This window comes from Pseudomonas sp. MNR3A (assembly GCF_009650575.1).
GTDB lineage: Bacteria > Pseudomonadota > Gammaproteobacteria > Pseudomonadales > Pseudomonadaceae > Aquipseudomonas > Aquipseudomonas machongensis.
Map to the genome: position 1 here is coordinate 56,793 of NZ_VZZS01000029.1, position 16,642 is coordinate 73,434.

Below are 16,642 nucleotides of genomic sequence, written 5' to 3' on the forward strand. Positions count from 1 at the left end.
TAGCGAGTCTACCCGCGTAGCAGACAACGCGAAGGGCAAGGATTGCGCGCTGGATTTCGGGCAGTAAAAAGCCGGCTTGTGGCCGGCTCTCGGGGACGGGCTTGGCTAATTTTTGGTAAGCCGCAACCGCCTTAACAGGTTGGCCATCGAGGCCTGAAAAAGATGACAAACGGCCGTGTGGGGCGTCGTCAGGTACTCTGGGATGCGGCTTGTGCCGACCCTCGGCTAAATGTGCCGCGTAGCATACTAGGGCTCGCCAGGGATGCCCAGCGAAAATTGGCACCGGGTGTTTCATACGGGCCGCTGACGGCTGAACCACGACCACCAGAATACCCACCCCAGTACCTGCATGCCCTGGGCGTGGCGTTGGGCCGGGGTATAGCGCTCGACGGCGTAGTTGCGTCGGTCGTGGCTGTGCAGGCACAGCGTGCCGTTATGGTTCAGGCTGAGGCTGTGCACCCGCAACCGGCCCTCGTGCATCAGCGCGTAGGTCTGCCCGTCGACCACGCGGGTCAGGCTGCGGTCGATGGCCAGGGCGGCGCCAATGGGGATCAGCGGTGCCATGTTGGCGTCTGGCATGTCCAGGCAAATGGCGTTTTCCGGGAGGATGCCGAGCGTCTCCAATGCCTGCGCCGACACCAGCAGGTGGCGCTCCGGATCCGATATGAGCTGGCCGTCGAGCAGGCGGTGGAAATCGACGCATATCTGCCTGCCGCCATGGCCGGGGGGCGCGGTTTCGGGCTGTGGCAGGCCGGGGCGCAGGATCGGACTCGGGTGCTTGGGGCCTTCGCCGCTGCGCAGCCAGTGGCGATAGACGCAGAACAGGTCGGCGATTTCGTCCAGGCGCGCCAGGGGAATACCCCGTTTGAACCAGTTGTTCACGTGCTGGGGTGTGACATTGCGCTGGGCGGCGAAGTCGGAAGGGGTCAGGCCACATTCCTGCAGGAGGGTCTTGAGACGGTCACCGGAATTGTTCATGGCGGCGAGTCTAGATTGTGGCGCGAGGGGAGGAAATAAACAGGGTGTTTATGCTAAGGGTGGGAATCTGGAGATTTTGTCGGCTGCTTTTGCAGGCTGATGTGGGATTTCTCTTTTATTTTTGGATGAGACATTTGACGACCCCGCAAGAAAACGGGGTCTGTATCCGACAGGCATGAAAAAGCCCGGCACGATGGCCGGGCTTTTCATGGCAAGGCGGTCATCAGCCCTTGTAGGCTGCAACCGACTTGGTGATCGCGGCGCGGGCGGCGTCAGCGCCTTCCCAGCCTTCGATCTTGACCCACTTGCCCTTCTCCAGATCCTTGTAGTTGGCGAAGAAGTGCTCGATCTGCTGGATCAGCAGTGCCGGCAGGTCGGTGTACTCTTTCACGTCGACGTACAGCTGCGACAGCTTGTCGTGCGGTACGGCGATGACCTTGGCGTCGCCGCCGCCGTCATCGGTCATGTTCAGTACGCCGACCGGACGGGCGCGGATCACCGAGCCTGGGGCGACCGGGTACGGGGTGACGACCAGCACGTCCAGCGGATCACCGTCGTCGGCCAGGGTGTTGGGGATGAAGCCGTAGTTGGCTGGGTAGAACATCGGGGTCGCCATGAAACGGTCGACGAACAGGGTATCGCTGTCCTTGTCGATCTCGTATTTGATCGGCGCGTGGTTGGCAGGGATCTCGATGGCGACGTAGATGTCGTTCGGCAGGTCCTTGCCCGCAGGAATCTTGCTGTAGCTCATTGGGCTTTGCCCCCGTGATTGACCAAAAAAGTGGCGGCGATTATAGGCACATTCCGCCAGCGCATGCCACGGTCGGCCTGATGTGCGGGCGTATCAGGAGGGGGCGTCGCGGTACTGCGGGTGTTCGGCCTGCAGGCGTGTCAGGCGGGCCAGCGGGTCCTGGCGATAGAACAGCGACAATTGCCGGTACACCTGTGGATAACTCTCGTGCAGCAGGTCTGGAGCACTGAAGAAGTATTCACTGGTCACGGCGAAGAATTCGGCCGGATTTTCCGCAGCGTAGGGATCGATGGCCGTTTCCAGGTCAGGGTTGGCGTCGAGCTGGCGGTTGAGGTCGTCGTAGGCCTGCTGCATGGCGTGGGCCCAGGCATTGACGTCCATGCCCGGGTGCAGGGGCGGCAGGCCGTTGGCGTCGCCGTTGAGCATGTCGAGCTTGTGCGCCAGCTCGTGGATCACCAGGTTGTAGGCTTCCCAACCGCCGCTGGCCTCGACGCCGGCCCAGGCCATGATCACCGGGCCCTGCTGCCAGGCCTCGCCGCTGTGTTCGCCGTCCCACACATGCTCGACACCACTGGCATCGCGGTGGCGCTGGGGGCTCTTGAAGTCGTCGGGGTAGAGGATGATCTCGTGAAAGCCCTGGTACCAGTTCAGCTCGCCCAGGTGCAGCAGTGGAAGCTGGGCCTGGGCCGCGAGGAACAGGCGCTGCTCGTCGTCCAGCTCGACGCCGGGCAGGGTAGTGAGGTGCTTGTCGTAGAGAAACAGCACGCTGGCCTCGCGCAGCCAGCGGTCTTCCTCGTCGCTGATGCCGTCGAGCAGGGGCAGGCGGTCACGGATCGCCTGCCACAGCGCTTGATCGACCTGGTAGCGCGCCAGGGTGCGCTTGCGCCGCCAGGCGCTGAACGACCACATGGACGGTCAGTGGGCCTTGGCGGTACGGCCCAGTCGGCCACGCAGCAGGCCCAGGATCATCGGCACCAGCGACAGGACGATGATGGCCACGACCATCAGCGACAGGTGCTGCTTGATGAATGGCACGTTACCGAAGAAATAGCCCAGGGTGACCAGGCCGCCAACCCACAGCAGGGTGCCGGCGACGCTGAAACCGAGGAAACGCGGGTAGTGCATGTGGGCAATGCCGGCGACGAACGGGGCGAAGGTGCGCAGGATGGGCAGGAAGCGGGCAAGGGTGACGGTCTTGCCGCCGTGGCGTTCGTAGAATTCGTGGGTGCGCTGCAGGTAGTCGCGGCGGAAGATCTTCGAGTTCGGGTTGCGGAACAGGCGTTCCCCGGCCGTTCGTCCGATCACGTAGTTGGTGCTGTCGCCGAGGATCGCGGCGACCATCAGCAGGCCGGCGAGCAGTACCGGATCCATGCCACCGCCCGCGGCCACGGCGCCGGCGATGAACAGCAGCGAATCGCCCGGCAGGAAGGGCATGACCACCAGGCCGGTCTCGCAAAAGATCACCGCGAACAGGATGGCGTAGATCCAGGGACCATAGTTGGTCACCAGCAGGTCGAGGTAGGCATCGAGATGCAGGATAAGGTCCAGCGGGTTGAATTCCATGTACAGCACCTGTTGTCTTGACCCGCTTCCACGGGCGCGCGATGACGGACGACGTCATTTTGCGTGGGCATGTTCACCGGTGGATGGGTAACTTTTCACACATGACGAATGGGGCATTATACGGCGAAGTCGTGAAGATGCCCGGGGAGTTTGTAGCGGGGGGTTACGGGGCGGCGTAAGCCGTCCCCCGCAGGGTGGACGGCACTGGCCTTCAGATCTGCACAGGACTGTTGCTTGCAATAGGAGGCACGTCAAGCAATTTCAGATGAGCCCGGTCGGTCAATCCTGGCTGATCGGCAGGACGTAGTTCTCGAACTCGGTATCCTTGCGAAAGCCCATGGACTCGTAGGTCTTCATCGCTACCTCGTTGTCGCTGCTGGTGGATACGCGCATGCGCACGGCGTTGGTTTCCTTCGCCATCTTCTTGGCTTCGCGCATCAGGTGGTCGGCCACCAGCATGCGTCGGGAATCCTCGGCAACGTAGATATCGTTGAGGATCCACACGCGTTTGAGCGACAGCGAGGAAAAACTCGGGTAGAGCTGGCAGAAACCCAGCAGCTTGCTGTTGTCGTCATCCGGCAGGGCCAGGTAGATCACCGATTCACCGCGTTTCAGGCGCTTCTCGAGAAAACTGCGCGAGGTGTCCGGGTAGGGCAGTTGCCCATAGAACTCGCGATAGGTGACGAACAGCGGGGTGAGCAGGTCGAGGTGTTCCAGGGTTGCCTTGATGATGCGCATGAGCAGGCCTCAGAGTCCATGTGGGAACGGGGGATGCAAGCTGCCTCGTACCGGCATGCTGCCCCAAGGCAGCCTAGAAGCGCAATCCGCCTTGGGTTACATGTTTTCTACCCTTCACCGAGCAGGAAGTTTCCGCATTTGCTGGACGAGTTTTCGCTGTCGATGCTGTGGACCTCGGCTTCATCCTTCAGGTTCACCCCTGAAAGCTGTCGGCGACAGGCCTCGCGCATCAGGTACAGCAAGCGATGCGCGGCCATGCCGTAGCTCAGGCCTTCCAGGCGCACGTTGGAGATGCAGTTGCGGTAGGCGTCGGTCAGGCCCACTTTCGGGGCGTAGGTGAAGTACAGGCCCAGGCTGTCGGGCGAGCTCAGGCCAGGGCGTTCGCCGATCAGCATCACGGTCATCCGCGCACCGAGCAGCTCGCCGACTTCGTCGGCCACCGCGACTCGGCCCTGTTCCACCAGGATCACCGGGGCGCTGCTCCAGCCATCGGCGGCGGCCTGTTCCTCGAAGCGGCTCAGCAAGGGCAGCGTGTGGCGATGCACGGCCAATGCCGAGAGGCCGTCGGCCACCACGATTGCCAGATCGACGCCGCCCGGGTTGGCCTTGGCGTGTTCACGCAGTTTCAGTGCCGAGTCGTCGCTCAGGCGCCGCCCAAGGTCAGGACGCTGCAGATACTGGTGACGATCGGCGGCGGCGCTGTGCAGCAACAGGCTTTCACGGCCACGGTCGCTCAGTTGCTGGCGCAGGCCGGTATGGTCGAAGGGCAGGTGCACCGCATCGCGGGCCTGGGCGTGGGCGAACTGGAAATCCAGCTGCGCCCCGGTCGGCAGGCTGGTACCGGTACGGCCCAGGGCGATGCGCGCGGGCGTCAGGTTGCGCAGGGCCAGCCAGGGGTTGTCATGCGTGGGGGTAGGTCGGTCCATGGTCGTCCCTATGCGAGCTGCGCCAACGCGTGGCGGAAGGCCGGAGGCAGGTTGTCGCCGAAGCGTACCCGGCCGTCGGCCTGGGTGAAGATGCCGGTGCGTTCCAGCCAGGCCTCGAATTCCGGGCCGGGTTTCAGGCCGAGCGTCTGGCGCGCGTAGAGCGCGTCGTGGAACGAGGTGGTCTGGTAGTTGAGCATGATGTCGTCGGAGCCAGGGATGCCCATGATGAAGTTGATCCCGGCGACACCGAGCAGGGTCAGCAAGGTGTCCATGTCATCCTGGTCGGCTTCGGCGTGGTTGGTGTAGCAGATGTCGCAACCCATCGGCACGCCGAGCAGCTTGCCGCAGAAGTGGTCTTCCAGGCCGGCGCGGATGATCTGCTTGCCGTTGTACAGGTACTCCGGGCCGATGAAACCGACCACGGTGTTGACCAGGAATGGCTTGAAATGCCGCGCCACGGCGTAGGCGCGGGTCTCGCAGGTCTGTTGATCGACGCCGTGGTGGGCGTTGGCCGACAGCGCGCTGCCCTGGCCGGTCTCGAAGTACATGAGGTTCTGCCCGAGGGTGCCGCGCTTGAGCGATAGCCCTGCCTCGTAGCCTTCCTGGAGTACGTTGAGGTTGATGCCGAAGCCCGCATTGGCGGCCTCGGTGCCGGCGATGGACTGGAACACCAGGTCCAGCGGCACGCCGCGGTTGATCGCCTCGATCGAGGTGGTGACGTGGGTGAGCACGCAGGCCTGGGTGGGAATGTCGTAGCGCTGGATGATCGCGTCGAGCATTTCCAGCAGTGCACAGATCGAGGCGATGCTGTCGGTCGCCGGGTTGATGCCGATCATGGCGTCGCCGTTGCCATACAGCAGGCCGTCGAGGATGCTGGCGGCGATGCCGGCGGGTTCGTCGGTGGGGTGGTTGGGCTGCAGACGCGTCGACAGCCGCCCGCGCAAGCCCATGGTGCCACGAAACGCGGTGACCACGCGGATCTTCTGTGCCACCAGCACCAGGTCCTGGACGCGCATGATCTTCGACACGGCGGCGGCCATTTCCGGTGTCAGGCCGGGGGCCAGGGCGCGCAGGCTGGCTTCGTCGGCCGCTTCGCTGAGCAGCCAGTCACGCAGGCCGCCGACGGTGAGGTGGCTGACCGGGGCGAACGCGGCGGCGTCATGGGTGTCGATGATCAGCCGGGTGATCTCGTCCTGTTCGTAGGGGATCAGCGCTTCGCTGAGAAAGTGATTGAGCGGGATGTTGGCCAGGGCCATCTGCGCGGCGACCCGTTCGCCGTCGTTGGCGGCGGCGACGCCGGCCAGGAAGTCGCCCGAACGCGCCGGACTGGCCTTGGCCATGACTTCCTTGAGGCTGTCGAAGCGGTAGACCAGATTGCCTACCGTGTGTACGAAACTTGCCATACAGAATCTCCAGAGCGCCGCAGGGCTGGCCTGCGGCGTAAGTCGGCGATCAGTGCAAGGCCTCTTCGGCCTTCTGGATCGCGGCGAATTCCTCTTCCGGCGTCCCGGCCACCAGATGGTGACGACTGTAGAAAGCAAAGTAGGCAATTAATACCGCATAGATCACGGCAGCGCCAATCACCACGCGTGGGTCGACCAGGAAGCCGGCGACCACGGCGATGCAGGCCAGCACCAGGGCTACGCCCGAGGTGAAGATGCCGCCGGGGGTACGGTACGGGCGCTCCATCTTCGGTCGACGGATGCGCAGGGTGATGTGCGCGGCCATCATCAGTACGTAGGACAGGGTGGCGCCGAACACCGCGACCAGGATCAGCAGGTCACCCTGGCCGGTCAGCGACAGGGCGAAACCGATGATGCCGGGGATCACCAGGGCCAGCACCGGCGCCTTGCTCTTGTTGGTTTGCGAGAGCTTGCGAGGCAGGTAGCCCGCGCGCGAAAGCGCGAAGATCTGCCGCGAATAGGCGTAGATGATCGAGAAGAAGCTGGCGATCAGCCCGGCCAGGCCGACCAGGTTGACGAAGCCGCCCATCCAGGTCGAGCCGCCGTAGGCCTTGGACAGCGCCTCGACCAGCGGGTTGCCCGACGCCTTGAGCGCTTCGGAGCCGGCGCCGCCGGGGCCGACCACCAGGATCAGCAGGGCAAAGGCCAGCAGCACCAGCATCGCGCCGATCAGGCCGCGGGGCAGGTCGCGCTTGGGGTTCTTGGTCTCTTCGGCGGCCAGGGGCACGCCTTCGACGGCGAGGAAGAACCAGATCGCATAGGGGATTGCCGCCCAGATGCCGACATAGCCGAACGGCAGGAAGCTGCTGGCGCCGACGGCGTCGGTCTTGGCGATGTCGAACAGGTTGGCTGCATCAAAATGGGGCACCATGCCGATCAGGAACACCGCCAGTGCAATCGCTGCGACGGCGGTGATGATGAACATCAGCTTCAGCGCCTCGCCGACCCCGAAGATGTGGATACCGATGAAAACGATGTAGAACGCCAGGTAGATCATCCAGCCGCCGATGCCGAACAGCGATTGGCAGTAGGCGCCGATGAATACGGCGATGGCGGCGGGGGCGATGGCGTATTCGATGAGGATCGCCGTGCCGGTGAGAAAGCCGCCCCAGGGCCCGAACGCGCTGCGGGCGAAGCCGTAGCCGCCGCCAGCGGTGGGGATCATCGAGGACAGCTCGGCCAGTGAGAAGCACATGCACAGGTACATGGTGGCCATCAGCAATGTGGCCAGGAACATGCCGCCCCAGCCACCTTGGGCGAGGCCGAAGTTCCAGCCGGCGTAGTCGCCGGAAATCACGTAGGCCACGCCCAGGCCCACCAGCAGGACCCAGCCTGCGGCGCCTTTTTTCAGTTCACGCTGCTGGAAATAGTCGGAGCCGACTTTCTCGAAATCTACGGAGGAGCTTGCCGGCGTGCCGGCGGATTGATCGCTTGGCATGGATTCACCTGTTGTTTTTTTGCGGGCCGGAAGGGGTTCCGGACCTTGGTGATTGTGTTGCAGGAAGCGAGCCAGAGCGGTTGGGGTGCGCCAACCGGCCTGAAATCTGGTGTATGCAGGTCGGGCCTCTTCGCGGGCAAGTCGCAGCGGCGGTTCGCCGCTGCGACTTGCCCGCGAAGGGCGCACCTCGGTTTAGAAGAAGCCCAGCGGATTGATGTCGTAGCTCACCAGCAGGTTCTTGGTCTGCTGGTAGTGGTCGAGCATCATCTTGTGGGTTTCACGGCCGACGCCGGACTTCTTGTAGCCACCGAACGCGGCATGCGCCGGGTACAGGTGGTAGCAGTTGGTCCACACGCGGCCGGCCTTGATGCCCCGGCCCATGCGGTAGGCGCGGTTGATGTCACGGGTCCAGACGCCGGCACCCAGGCCAAACTCGGTGTCGTTGGCGATCGCCAGGGCTTCAGCTTCATCCTTGAAGGTGGTGACGCTGACCACCGGGCCGAAGATTTCCTCCTGGAACACACGCATCTTGTTGTTGCCCTTGAGCAGGGTCGGCTGGATGTAATAGCCGGTGGCCAGCGAGCCATCGAGTTGCTCTACCTTGCCGCCTGTCAGCAGCTCGGCGCCCTCTTCCTGGGCAATCTTGAGGTAGGACTGGATCTTCTCGAACTGCTGCTGCGAGGCCTGCGCGCCGACCATGGTGTCGGTGTCCAGAGGGTCGCCGCGCTTGATCTGCAGCACCTTCTTCATCACCACTTCCATGAACTGCGGGTAGATCGACTCCTGCACCAGGGCACGGGACGGGCAGGTGCACACCTCGCCCTGGTTGAAGAAGGCCAGCACCATGCCTTCGGCGGCCTTCTCGATGAAGGTCGGCTCGGCTTGCATGATGTCTTCGAAGTAGACGTTCGGCGACTTGCCGCCCAGCTCCACGGTGGACGGGATGATGTTCTCGGCGGCGCATTTCATGATGTGCGAGCCCACCGGGGTGGAGCCGGTGAAGGCGATCTTGGCGATGCGCTTGCTGGTGGCCAGCGCTTCACCGGCTTCGCGGCCGTAGCCCTGGACCACGTTGAGCACGCCCTTGGGCAGCAGGTCGCCGATCAGTTCGAGCAGTACGGTGATGCCCAGCGGGGTCTGCTCGGCGGGCTTGAGCACCACGCAGTTGCCGGCGGCCAGGGCCGGGGCGAGCTTCCAGGCGGCCATCAGCAGCGGGAAGTTCCACGGGATGATCTGGCCGACCACGCCCAGCGGTTCGTGGATGTGGTAGGCGACAGTGTTTTCGTTGATCTCGGCGGCGCCGCCTTCCTGGGCGCGAATGCAGCCGGCGAAATAGCGGAAATGATCGACCGCCAGCGGGATGTCGGCGTTGAGGGTCTCGCGGATCGGTTTGCCGTTGTCCCAGGTTTCGGTGACGGCCAGTACTTCGAGGTTCTGCTCGATGCGGTCGGCGATCTTCAGCAGAACGTTGGAGCGGTCCTGCACGCTGGTGCGGCCCCAGGCGTCGGCGGCGGCGTGGGCGGCATCCAGGGCTTTGTCGATGTCTTCGGCAGTGGAGCGGGGGAATTCTGCGATCAGCTTGCCATTCACCGGCGAGGTGTTCTCGAAGTATTGCCCTTTGACCGGAGCTACGAACTCGCCGCCGATGTAGTTGCCGTAGCGGCTCTTGAACGAGACTTTGGCGCCCTCGGTACCGGGATGTGCGTAACGCATGGTGTGTCTCCTGGCTATTGTGTTTGTTGGGGAGTTGGAAAGCGTAGAGCAAAGGTCGGGCCAGTGCTTTGCAGCCCTTTGCGATCAATGACTTGGATCAGTTGTCGAGCGACTTCGAGCGGGTGTTGTGCCGAGTGCGGTACAGGCAGGGTGACACTTTGTGCCATTGGCGAGACGTTGCTGACTCGACGGTCGGACCGTCATTGCAAAGCGTTCCCGGGAGGAGGATGCTGGCGGGACGCTTCATCTGCGGAGAACAACAAAAATGCAGAGCAACGCTTTCAGTCGCCATGCCCAGCAGGTACTCACGGTCGCTCGCGGGCAGCCCCACGGCCCGGCCAGCGACCCGTCCATCGCGCGCTCCTGGCTGCGCTGCCTCGAGGACTATCACCTCGACCCTGCGCTGGCCCAGGCTCCGGTGGTGCTCGAGCACGGGCGCCTGCTGGAGAGTCGCGAACGCCTGCAGCAGGTGCTGCAGATCGCCGATGGCGAGATGAACAGCCTGCATCAGCAGTTGTCCGGCTCGGGCCACGCGGTGCTGCTTACCGATGCCCGCGGCGTGATCCTCAACTGCGTCACCGCGCCCAGCGAGCGACGGATCTTCGAGCGTGCGGGGCTGTGGCTGGGTGCAGACTGGAGCGAGGCGCGCGAGGGCACCAATGGCATCGGCACCTGCCTGGTCGAGCGCCAGGCCCTGACCATTCACCAGGACGAACACTTTCGTGGCCGCCATACCGGGCTGACCTGCTCGGCCAGCCCGGTGTTCGATCCGCACGGCGAGCTGCTGGCCGTGCTCGATGTATCCTCGGCGCGCCCGGATGTCTCGCGCCAGAGCCAGTTCCATACCATGGCGCTGGTCAACCTCTCGGCGAAGATGATCGAGAGTTGCTATTTCCTGCGCCACTTCGAGCATCACTGGTTGTTGCGCTTTCATCTGCAGGCCGAGTCGGTCGGGCTGTTCAGCGAGGGGCTGCTGGCCTTTGACGGCGATGGCCGGGTCTGTGCGGTCAACCAGAGCGCGCTGAACCTGTTGGGCAGCATTCGTGGCGGGGTGCTGGGCAAGCCGGTCGGGCGCTTCTTCGCCTGCAGTCACGACGAGCTGTTCAGCCGCGCCACGACGCAAGGCAGCGCGGCCTGGCCGCTGCGGACCCATGACGGGCGTCAGGTCTTTGCCAGCGTGCGCGGGCAGGCGCACAAGCCGGTGTGGTCGGTGCCAGCGTCCTTGCCGCTGGCCACCCCGCGTGCCGAGCCTGGCATCTGCCTGCTCGACCCGGCCCTGCAACGGGATTTTCATCGTGCGTTGCGGGTTTACCAGCGCGACGTACCATTATTGCTGCGTGGCGAAACCGGTTGCGGCAAGGAGGCGTTTGCCCAGGCCGTGCACCAGGCCAGCGAACGTAGCGCCAAGCCGTTCGTGGCGATCAACTGCGCATCGATTCCGGAAAGCCTGATCGAGAGTGAACTGTTCGGCTATCGCGGCGGCAGTTTCACCGGGGCGCGCAAGGAAGGGATGCGCGGCAAGCTGCTGCAAGCGGACGGTGGCACCTTGATGCTGGACGAGATCGGCGACATGCCGCTGGCCCTGCAGACCCGCCTGCTGCGTGTGCTGGAGGAGCGTCAGGTGGTGCCGATCGGGGGTGAGCCGCAGGCGGTGGACCTGCGCATCGTCAGCGCCACTCACCGGGATCTGCTGGAGCGGGTGGCGCAGGGGGCGTTCCGTGAGGATCTGTATTACCGGCTCAATGGGCTGGAAGTTGCGCTGCCAGCGGTGCGTGAGCGCAGCGACAAGGCTCAGTTGCTGGATTTCCTGCTGAGTCAGGAGGCCGAAGGGCAAGCCATCGAAATCGCGCCCGAGGCGCGTGAGGCGTTGTTGGAATTTGCCTGGCCGGGGAACGTGCGGCAGATGCGCAACGTACTGCGGACCTTGGTGGCGTTGTGCGATGGTCAGCGCATCGAGCTGTCGGACCTTCCCCAGACCGTTGTGGGAATGGGATTGCCCCGCGCTGGCTCAAGCGGGGGCAGCGATGTTGACTGTGCTGACGCCATCGCGGGGCAAGCCCGCTCCCACAGTAATGATCTTGCACCGCTGGAAAGTGCCGAGCGCGATGCACTGTTGAGGGTGCTGGAGGCAAACCGCTGGCACATGACCCGTGTCGCCGAACACTTGGGCATCAGCCGCAATACCTTGTATCGAAAACTGCGCAAACACGGTATCGCCAGGGCCAGTTGAGCGAAACAGCGGGTGCGATTTCCCTCGCCCTGGGCTACCCTGCCTCGATGTTTTGCGAGGTCGATCATGCACATTCACATTCTCGGTATTTGCGGCACTTTCATGGGTTCGCTGGCGGTGCTCGCCAAGGAGCTCGGCCATCGCGTCACCGGTTCCGACGCCAACGTCTATCCGCCGATGAGCACTCAGCTCGAGGCTCAGGGCATCGAGCTCACCCAAGGCTACGATCCGGCCCAGCTGGAGCCGGCTCCTGACCTGGTGGTGATCGGCAATGCCATGTCGCGTGGCAACCCTGCCGTGGAATACGTGCTGAACAAGGGCCTGCCCTACGTCTCCGGCCCGCAGTGGCTGGCCGACCACGTGTTGCAGGGCCGCTGGGTGCTGGCCGTGGCCGGCACCCATGGCAAGACCACCACCAGCAGCATGCTGGCCTGGGTGCTGGAGCATGCGGGCATGAGCCCGGGCTTCCTGATCGGCGGCGTGCCGCAGAACTTCTCGGTCTCGGCGCGCCTGGGCGGCACGCCGTTCTTCGTGGTCGAGGCCGACGAATACGACAGCGCCTTCTTCGATAAGCGTTCGAAGTTCGTGCATTACCACCCGCGCACCGCGATCCTCAACAACCTTGAGTTCGATCATGCGGATATCTTCCCGGATCTGGCGTCCATCGAGCGGCAGTTCCACCATTTGGTCCGTACCATTCCGAGCGAGGGGCTGGTCATCCACCCGACCACCGAGCAGGCGCTTGAGCGGGTCATCGGCATGGGCTGCTGGACTCCGGTGCAGACCACCGGCGAGGGCGGTCAGTGGCAGGCACGCTTGCTCAGCCCGGACGGTTCGCGCTTCGAAGTGCTGTTCGAGGGTGAAGCACAAGGCGTGGTGGACTGGGCCCTGACCGGTCAGCACAACGTCGCCAATGCCCTGGCCACGCTCGCGGCGGCGCGCCATGTGGGTGTGGTGCCGGCCATGGGCATCGACGGCCTGAGTGCGTTCAAGAGCGTCAAGCGGCGCATGGAGAAGGTCGCCGAGGTGCAGGGTGTGACCATCTACGACGATTTCGCCCACCACCCGACCGCCATCGCCACCACCCTCGACGGCCTGCGCAAGCGTGTGGGCGAGGCACCGGTGATTGCGGTGATCGAGCCGCGTTCCAACTCCATGAAATTGGGCGCTCACCGTGATGGCCTGCCGGAAAGTGTCAACGACGCCGACCAAGTGATCTGGTACGCGCCGGCCAACCTGGGCTGGGACCTGGCCGCCACGGCAGCGCAGTGCTCGGTGCCGAGCGTGGTGGCCGACAGCCTCGAGGCGATCATCGAGCGGATCAAGGGCCAGGCACGTCCGGGTACCCATGTGGTGATCATGAGCAATGGCGGCTTCGGCGGTCTGCACGGCAAGCTGGCCGAGGCCCTGAAGTGAGCGGCCCGGAGCGCATCACCCTGGCGATGACCGGCGCCTCGGGGGCGCAATACGGCCTGCGCCTGCTCGATTGCCTGGTGCGTGAGGACCGTGAGGTGCACTTCCTCATCTCCAAGGCTGCGCAACTGGTGATGTCCACCGAAACCGACGTGCTGTTGCCGCCCAAGCCACAGGCGATGCAGGCCTTCCTGACCGAATACACTGGCGCTGCCGATGGGCAGATCCGCGTGTATGGCAAGGAAGACTGGATGTCGCCGGTGGCCTCGGGCTCCGGCGCACCTGCGGCGATGGTGGTGGTGCCCTGTTCGACCGGCACGCTGTCGGCAATCGCCACCGGTGCCTGCAACAATTTGATCGAACGGGCAGCGGACGTGACGCTCAAGGAGCGCCGCCAGCTGATCCTGGTGCCGCGTGAAGCGCCGTTCTCCACCATCCACCTGGAGAACATGCTCAAGCTCTCGCAGTTGGGCGCGGTGATCCTGCCGGCGGCGCCGGGTTTCTATCACCAGCCGCAGACCATCGATGACCTGGTGGACTTCGTTGTCGCGCGAGTGCTCAACCTGCTGAACATCCCCCAGGACATGTTGCCGCGCTGGGGCGAGCATCATTACGGGGTCGATGATTGAAGCGCGCGCTGGCAGGCTTGCTGCTGCTGGGCTGCCTGAGTGGTTGCGCGACGGTGCGAACGCTGGATGCCAACCAGCCGGGGGCGCCGGTGGTGTATGCCGGCACTCGGCTGGACCTGTATGTGATGAATGGCGGGTGCTGCCCTGAGGATCGCTTCGGGGCCAAGGCACCGGGCTATCCTGCGCTGGATCTGCCCGGGAGCATGTTGCTCGATACACTGCTGCTGCCGTTGTCGGTGCTGACGGCGCTGGGGGTTGGGTTCAACGCCAGCGGCGGCCTGTAACGGCCCTGTCGCGGGTAAACCCGCTCCCACAGGGATCGCACCGTCTTTGAACCCTGTGCGGGCCTGTGGGAGCGGGTTTACCCGCGAAGAGGCCTTGGAAGGTATTGCTATTTCTTGCCCAGCTTGCGCAACTCGTCAGACTCGACCACGCGGATCCCGTCCTCTTCCTCCAGTGCCAGCCGCCACAGCGCCCGGGCCAGGGTGCAGGCCTCGATACCTTTGTACTTGCCGGGAATCAGCCGGGCGAATGGCCCGGCCAGTCGCTCGGCCAGCCGGGGTTCGAGCCGTTCGCCCAGCAGCAGCGACGGCCGTACGATGGTCAACTGCGGCCAGTCCTGAGCCTTGAGCGCCTCTTCCATCTCGCCCTTGACCCGGTTGTAGAAGATCGATGATTTAGGGTCTGCACCGACTGCACTGATCACCAGCAGATGGCGTGCGCCCAGCTCGCGTGCGCGCTTGCTGAAGGCCACGACCATGTCCAGGTCGACTGCACGGAAGGCGGTTTCGGAGCCGGCCTGCTTGAGTGTGGTGCCCAGGCAGCAGAAGGCGATATCGACGCGCCCGGCCAGTTGCGGGAGAAACACCGCCGGGTCACCCACCGGGTTTTCCAGGTGCGGATGCTCGGCCAGCGGCCTGCGGGTAGGCGCCAGCACACGGCTGATGGTGGGTTCGTTGAGCAGGCGGTCGAGCAGGTGTTCACCTGTAAGACCCGTGGCTCCGGCAAGCAGGACATGCTGAGGCGTCAAGTACATGATGTCTCTCCCTTGTTACAGCTCAGCTTAGCGGGTTCCAGGCTTTTTTGCCTGCTCCGGCGCGGCTGGCTGGGCCTTGTTCTTCAAGGCCTCCTCGGCTTGTTGCCGACGCAGGCGCTGCCAGTGCGCGAGCACCTGTGGCGGTGCCCAGATCTGCGGCTCGGAGGCCTCGAAACCTTCCCTTCGTTCCCGTTCGGCAACGCTTTTGCGCGCCAGTTCAAACGCTTGTTTCAGGTCGTCGGTCTGGTTCAGTGCCTGGGCGAACAGGGCATCGCCGAAATAGGTGAAGTCGGCTTCTTCGGAGCAGCCGAACGAGACTCGGTCAGGGCGCGCTGCCGTCATGATCAGCGTGCGTTCATCCTTGAGCGGGGCGATGTAGCCACCTGAATAGCAGGCGGAGATGACAATCACCTTGTCGCGATCTTTCAGGGGGGAGAGGGCGTTGGCCAGTTCGTCGGCTGACAGGTCGGCCAGTTGCAGGCGCGGCTGGTCGAGTACCAGTTGGTGGTCATGGCTGCCGTGGCTGGTCAGGTAGACGAACACGATATCTTCCGGGCCACTGCGTTCGGCCAGTGTACGGGCTGCACGGGTGAGGTTCTCGCGGGTGGCCATCGGGCGGTCGGCCAGGTGGTCGCGGTGATTGACCAGGGTGACCTGACCGCGGGCGCCGAAACGCACCCTGAGCATGTTGCTGACATAGTCGGCTTCGCGCAGGAACACGCTCTGCTGGCCATCGCCGGCCAGGACCAGGCTGTACAGCTGGATGGGTGGGGCCGAGCGCGGTACTTTGGCCAGGGCCTCGTCGAGCAGCTTGCCCTGGTTGAGCAGGGCAAGGTCCAGAGAATCGGGCAGCAGCGTGCCCTTTTCGTCGCGCACGCGCACGCCATTGATCCACTGGCCGGCCTCGACGCGGCCATCGGCCTGGATCAGCCGACCGCTACCCTGGTAGACGTCGTTGGCGAAGCCACCAATGTACTGGCTGCCGTCGGCCAGGTACAGATGGCCGTTGCCTGAGAAACGCCAGTCCTGGAAGCCGCCCTTGTAGCGGCTGCCGTCGCTGCCCAGCAGCTCGCCCTGGCCGCTGAGCGCACCATCCTTGAAGTCGCCGATCCACACATCGCCGTCGGCGTTTTCGTAGCGGCCGCGGCCTTCGAGGCGGTTTTCCTTGAATTCGCCGATGTACTGCTCGCCTTCGACGCTGTCGAAGGTGCCGGCACCTTCGAGTTGGCCATTGATGAAGTGGCCGCTGAACTGGTTGCCGCTGGCATCGCTGCGCACTCCGGCGCCATTGGGCTTGCCTTTGGCGAACAGGCCTTGGTAGCGGCTGCCGTCAGCCAGTTCGAGTTGGCCGGCGCCGTCGTACTGGTCATCCTTGAACTGGCCGCGGTAGGTCTGGTCGTGCTGCTTGAGGGTGCCTTCGCCGTCGCGCCGGCCATGCTTGAAGGTGCCGGCATAGTGGCTGCCAGGGGTGGTCAGGTCGCCCAGGCCTTCGAACAGCCCGGCGGCGAATTGGCCGCGATAGACCTCGCCATTGCTGCCGTGCCACTCACCCTGGCCGTGCCACTGGCCGTCCTTGAACGTGCCCGCATACCAGCTGCCGTTGGGATAGTCGATGCGGCCTTCGCCCTGCAGCAGACCATTGACCACCTCACCCCGGTAGCGCCCGCCGTCGGGCAGGCGCGCGTCCGGCGGCGACAGCGGTTCGCCTTCGCCGCAGGCAGCGAGCAGCAGGATCAGGGTCAGGGGCAGCAGCGGGCGCATGGC

General features: G+C 64.4%; 15 protein-coding genes. 4 read left to right on the plus strand and 11 right to left on the minus strand.

Annotated elements, in window-relative coordinates; all coding sequences use genetic code 11:
- Positions 1-291: 291 nt before the first annotated feature.
- From F6X62_RS19385 to F6X62_RS19425, 9 genes are all read right to left on the minus strand, one after another.
- Complete coding sequence (locus F6X62_RS19385; RefSeq protein ID WP_112897234.1) at positions 292-978, minus strand: S24 family peptidase; 687 nt, start codon at positions 976-978, stop codon at positions 292-294.
- 223 nt (positions 979-1,201) lie between these two features.
- Positions 1,202-1,729, minus strand: coding sequence for an inorganic diphosphatase (gene ppa / locus F6X62_RS19390; RefSeq protein WP_003255365.1), 528 nt, complete (start codon positions 1,727-1,729; stop codon positions 1,202-1,204).
- Positions 1,730-1,822: 93 nt separating this feature from the next.
- On the minus strand, positions 1,823-2,638 hold the full coding sequence (locus F6X62_RS19395; RefSeq protein ID WP_153774442.1) for a zinc-dependent peptidase: 816 nt from the start codon (positions 2,636-2,638) through the stop codon (positions 1,823-1,825).
- A gap of 6 nt (positions 2,639-2,644) precedes the next feature.
- A complete protein-coding gene (locus tag F6X62_RS19400) occupies positions 2,645-3,292 on the minus strand; it encodes a DedA family protein (protein WP_054892787.1) in 648 nt (215 codons plus the stop codon).
- Between the two features lie 279 nt (positions 3,293-3,571).
- Positions 3,572-4,030, minus strand: a complete 459-nt coding sequence (locus tag F6X62_RS19405; protein WP_054892789.1) for a GNAT family N-acetyltransferase — start codon at positions 4,028-4,030, stop codon at positions 3,572-3,574.
- Between the two features lie 107 nt (positions 4,031-4,137).
- Positions 4,138-4,956, minus strand: a complete 819-nt coding sequence (gene eutC, locus F6X62_RS19410; RefSeq protein ID WP_153774443.1) for an ethanolamine ammonia-lyase subunit EutC — start codon at positions 4,954-4,956, stop codon at positions 4,138-4,140.
- Positions 4,957-4,964: 8 nt separating this feature from the next.
- Positions 4,965-6,359 carry an ethanolamine ammonia-lyase subunit EutB gene (locus F6X62_RS19415; RefSeq protein ID WP_065861503.1) on the minus strand — a complete coding sequence of 465 codons (1,395 nt, stop codon included), beginning with the start codon at positions 6,357-6,359 and terminating at the stop codon, positions 4,965-4,967.
- 49 nt (positions 6,360-6,408) lie between these two features.
- Positions 6,409-7,857 (minus strand): ethanolamine permease, encoded by a 1,449-nt coding sequence (gene eat / locus F6X62_RS19420; RefSeq protein ID WP_054892792.1) that lies wholly within the window; start codon positions 7,855-7,857, stop codon positions 6,409-6,411.
- A 192-nt stretch (positions 7,858-8,049) separates the two neighbouring features.
- A complete protein-coding gene (locus tag F6X62_RS19425) occupies positions 8,050-9,570 on the minus strand; it encodes an aldehyde dehydrogenase family protein (RefSeq protein WP_153774444.1) in 1,521 nt (506 codons plus the stop codon).
- A 265-nt stretch (positions 9,571-9,835) separates the two neighbouring features.
- Here F6X62_RS19425 and F6X62_RS19430 point away from each other — a divergent pair, with 265 nt between their 5' ends.
- The 4 genes from F6X62_RS19430 (at position 9,836) to F6X62_RS19445 (ending at position 14,126) form a co-directional block, all read left to right on the plus strand.
- Complete coding sequence (locus F6X62_RS19430) at positions 9,836-11,800, plus strand: sigma-54-dependent Fis family transcriptional regulator (RefSeq protein ID WP_153774445.1); 1,965 nt, start codon at positions 9,836-9,838, stop codon at positions 11,798-11,800.
- A 66-nt stretch (positions 11,801-11,866) separates the two neighbouring features.
- Positions 11,867-13,216, plus strand: a complete 1,350-nt coding sequence (gene mpl / locus F6X62_RS19435; RefSeq protein ID WP_065861507.1) for a UDP-N-acetylmuramate:L-alanyl-gamma-D-glutamyl-meso-diaminopimelate ligase — start codon at positions 11,867-11,869, stop codon at positions 13,214-13,216.
- Entirely contained in the window at positions 13,213-13,842 is a 630-nt protein-coding gene (ubiX, locus tag F6X62_RS19440; RefSeq protein WP_153774446.1) for a flavin prenyltransferase UbiX, read from the plus strand. The genes mpl and ubiX overlap by 4 nt, the downstream gene beginning before the upstream one ends.
- Positions 13,839-14,126: a YceK/YidQ family lipoprotein gene (locus F6X62_RS19445; protein ID WP_153774447.1), complete on the plus strand. Its 288-nt coding sequence runs from the start codon at positions 13,839-13,841 to the stop codon at positions 14,124-14,126. Before ubiX ends, F6X62_RS19445 begins: the two co-directional genes overlap by 4 nt.
- A gap of 107 nt (positions 14,127-14,233) precedes the next feature.
- On the opposite strand, the gene F6X62_RS19450 is transcribed toward F6X62_RS19445, so the two are convergent.
- Together F6X62_RS19450 and F6X62_RS19455 are read right to left on the minus strand one after the other, a co-directional pair.
- Positions 14,234-14,878, minus strand: a complete 645-nt coding sequence (locus tag F6X62_RS19450) for an oxidoreductase (RefSeq protein WP_054892798.1) — start codon at positions 14,876-14,878, stop codon at positions 14,234-14,236.
- A gap of 27 nt (positions 14,879-14,905) precedes the next feature.
- A complete protein-coding gene (locus F6X62_RS19455; protein ID WP_153774448.1) occupies positions 14,906-16,639 on the minus strand; it encodes a C13 family peptidase in 1,734 nt (577 codons plus the stop codon).
- Positions 16,640-16,642 lie beyond the last annotated feature (3 nt).

Coding starts and splice junctions, on each gene's coding strand:
- F6X62_RS19425 (WP_153774444.1), bottom strand. CDS start 9,570: ATGCGTTACGCACATCCCGGTACCGAGGGCGCCAAAGTCTCGTTCAAG.
- F6X62_RS19450 (WP_054892798.1), bottom strand. CDS start 14,878: ATGTACTTGACGCCTCAGCATGTCCTGCTTGCCGGAGCCACGGGTCTT.
- F6X62_RS19395 (WP_153774442.1), bottom strand. CDS start 2,638: ATGTGGTCGTTCAGCGCCTGGCGGCGCAAGCGCACCCTGGCGCGCTAC.
- F6X62_RS19455 (WP_153774448.1), bottom strand. CDS start 16,639: ATGCGCCCGCTGCTGCCCCTGACCCTGATCCTGCTGCTCGCTGCCTGC.
- F6X62_RS19405 (WP_054892789.1), bottom strand. CDS start 4,030: ATGCGCATCATCAAGGCAACCCTGGAACACCTCGACCTGCTCACCCCG.
- eutC (WP_153774443.1), bottom strand. CDS start 4,956: ATGGACCGACCTACCCCCACGCATGACAACCCCTGGCTGGCCCTGCGC.
- eat (WP_054892792.1), bottom strand. CDS start 7,857: ATGCCAAGCGATCAATCCGCCGGCACGCCGGCAAGCTCCTCCGTAGAT.
- F6X62_RS19400 (WP_054892787.1), bottom strand. CDS start 3,292: ATGGAATTCAACCCGCTGGACCTTATCCTGCATCTCGATGCCTACCTC.
- F6X62_RS19430 (WP_153774445.1), top strand. CDS start 9,836: ATGCAGAGCAACGCTTTCAGTCGCCATGCCCAGCAGGTACTCACGGTC.
- ppa (WP_003255365.1), bottom strand. CDS start 1,729: ATGAGCTACAGCAAGATTCCTGCGGGCAAGGACCTGCCGAACGACATC.
- mpl (WP_065861507.1), top strand. CDS start 11,867: ATGCACATTCACATTCTCGGTATTTGCGGCACTTTCATGGGTTCGCTG.
- F6X62_RS19385 (WP_112897234.1), bottom strand. CDS start 978: ATGAACAATTCCGGTGACCGTCTCAAGACCCTCCTGCAGGAATGTGGC.
- F6X62_RS19415 (WP_065861503.1), bottom strand. CDS start 6,359: ATGGCAAGTTTCGTACACACGGTAGGCAATCTGGTCTACCGCTTCGAC.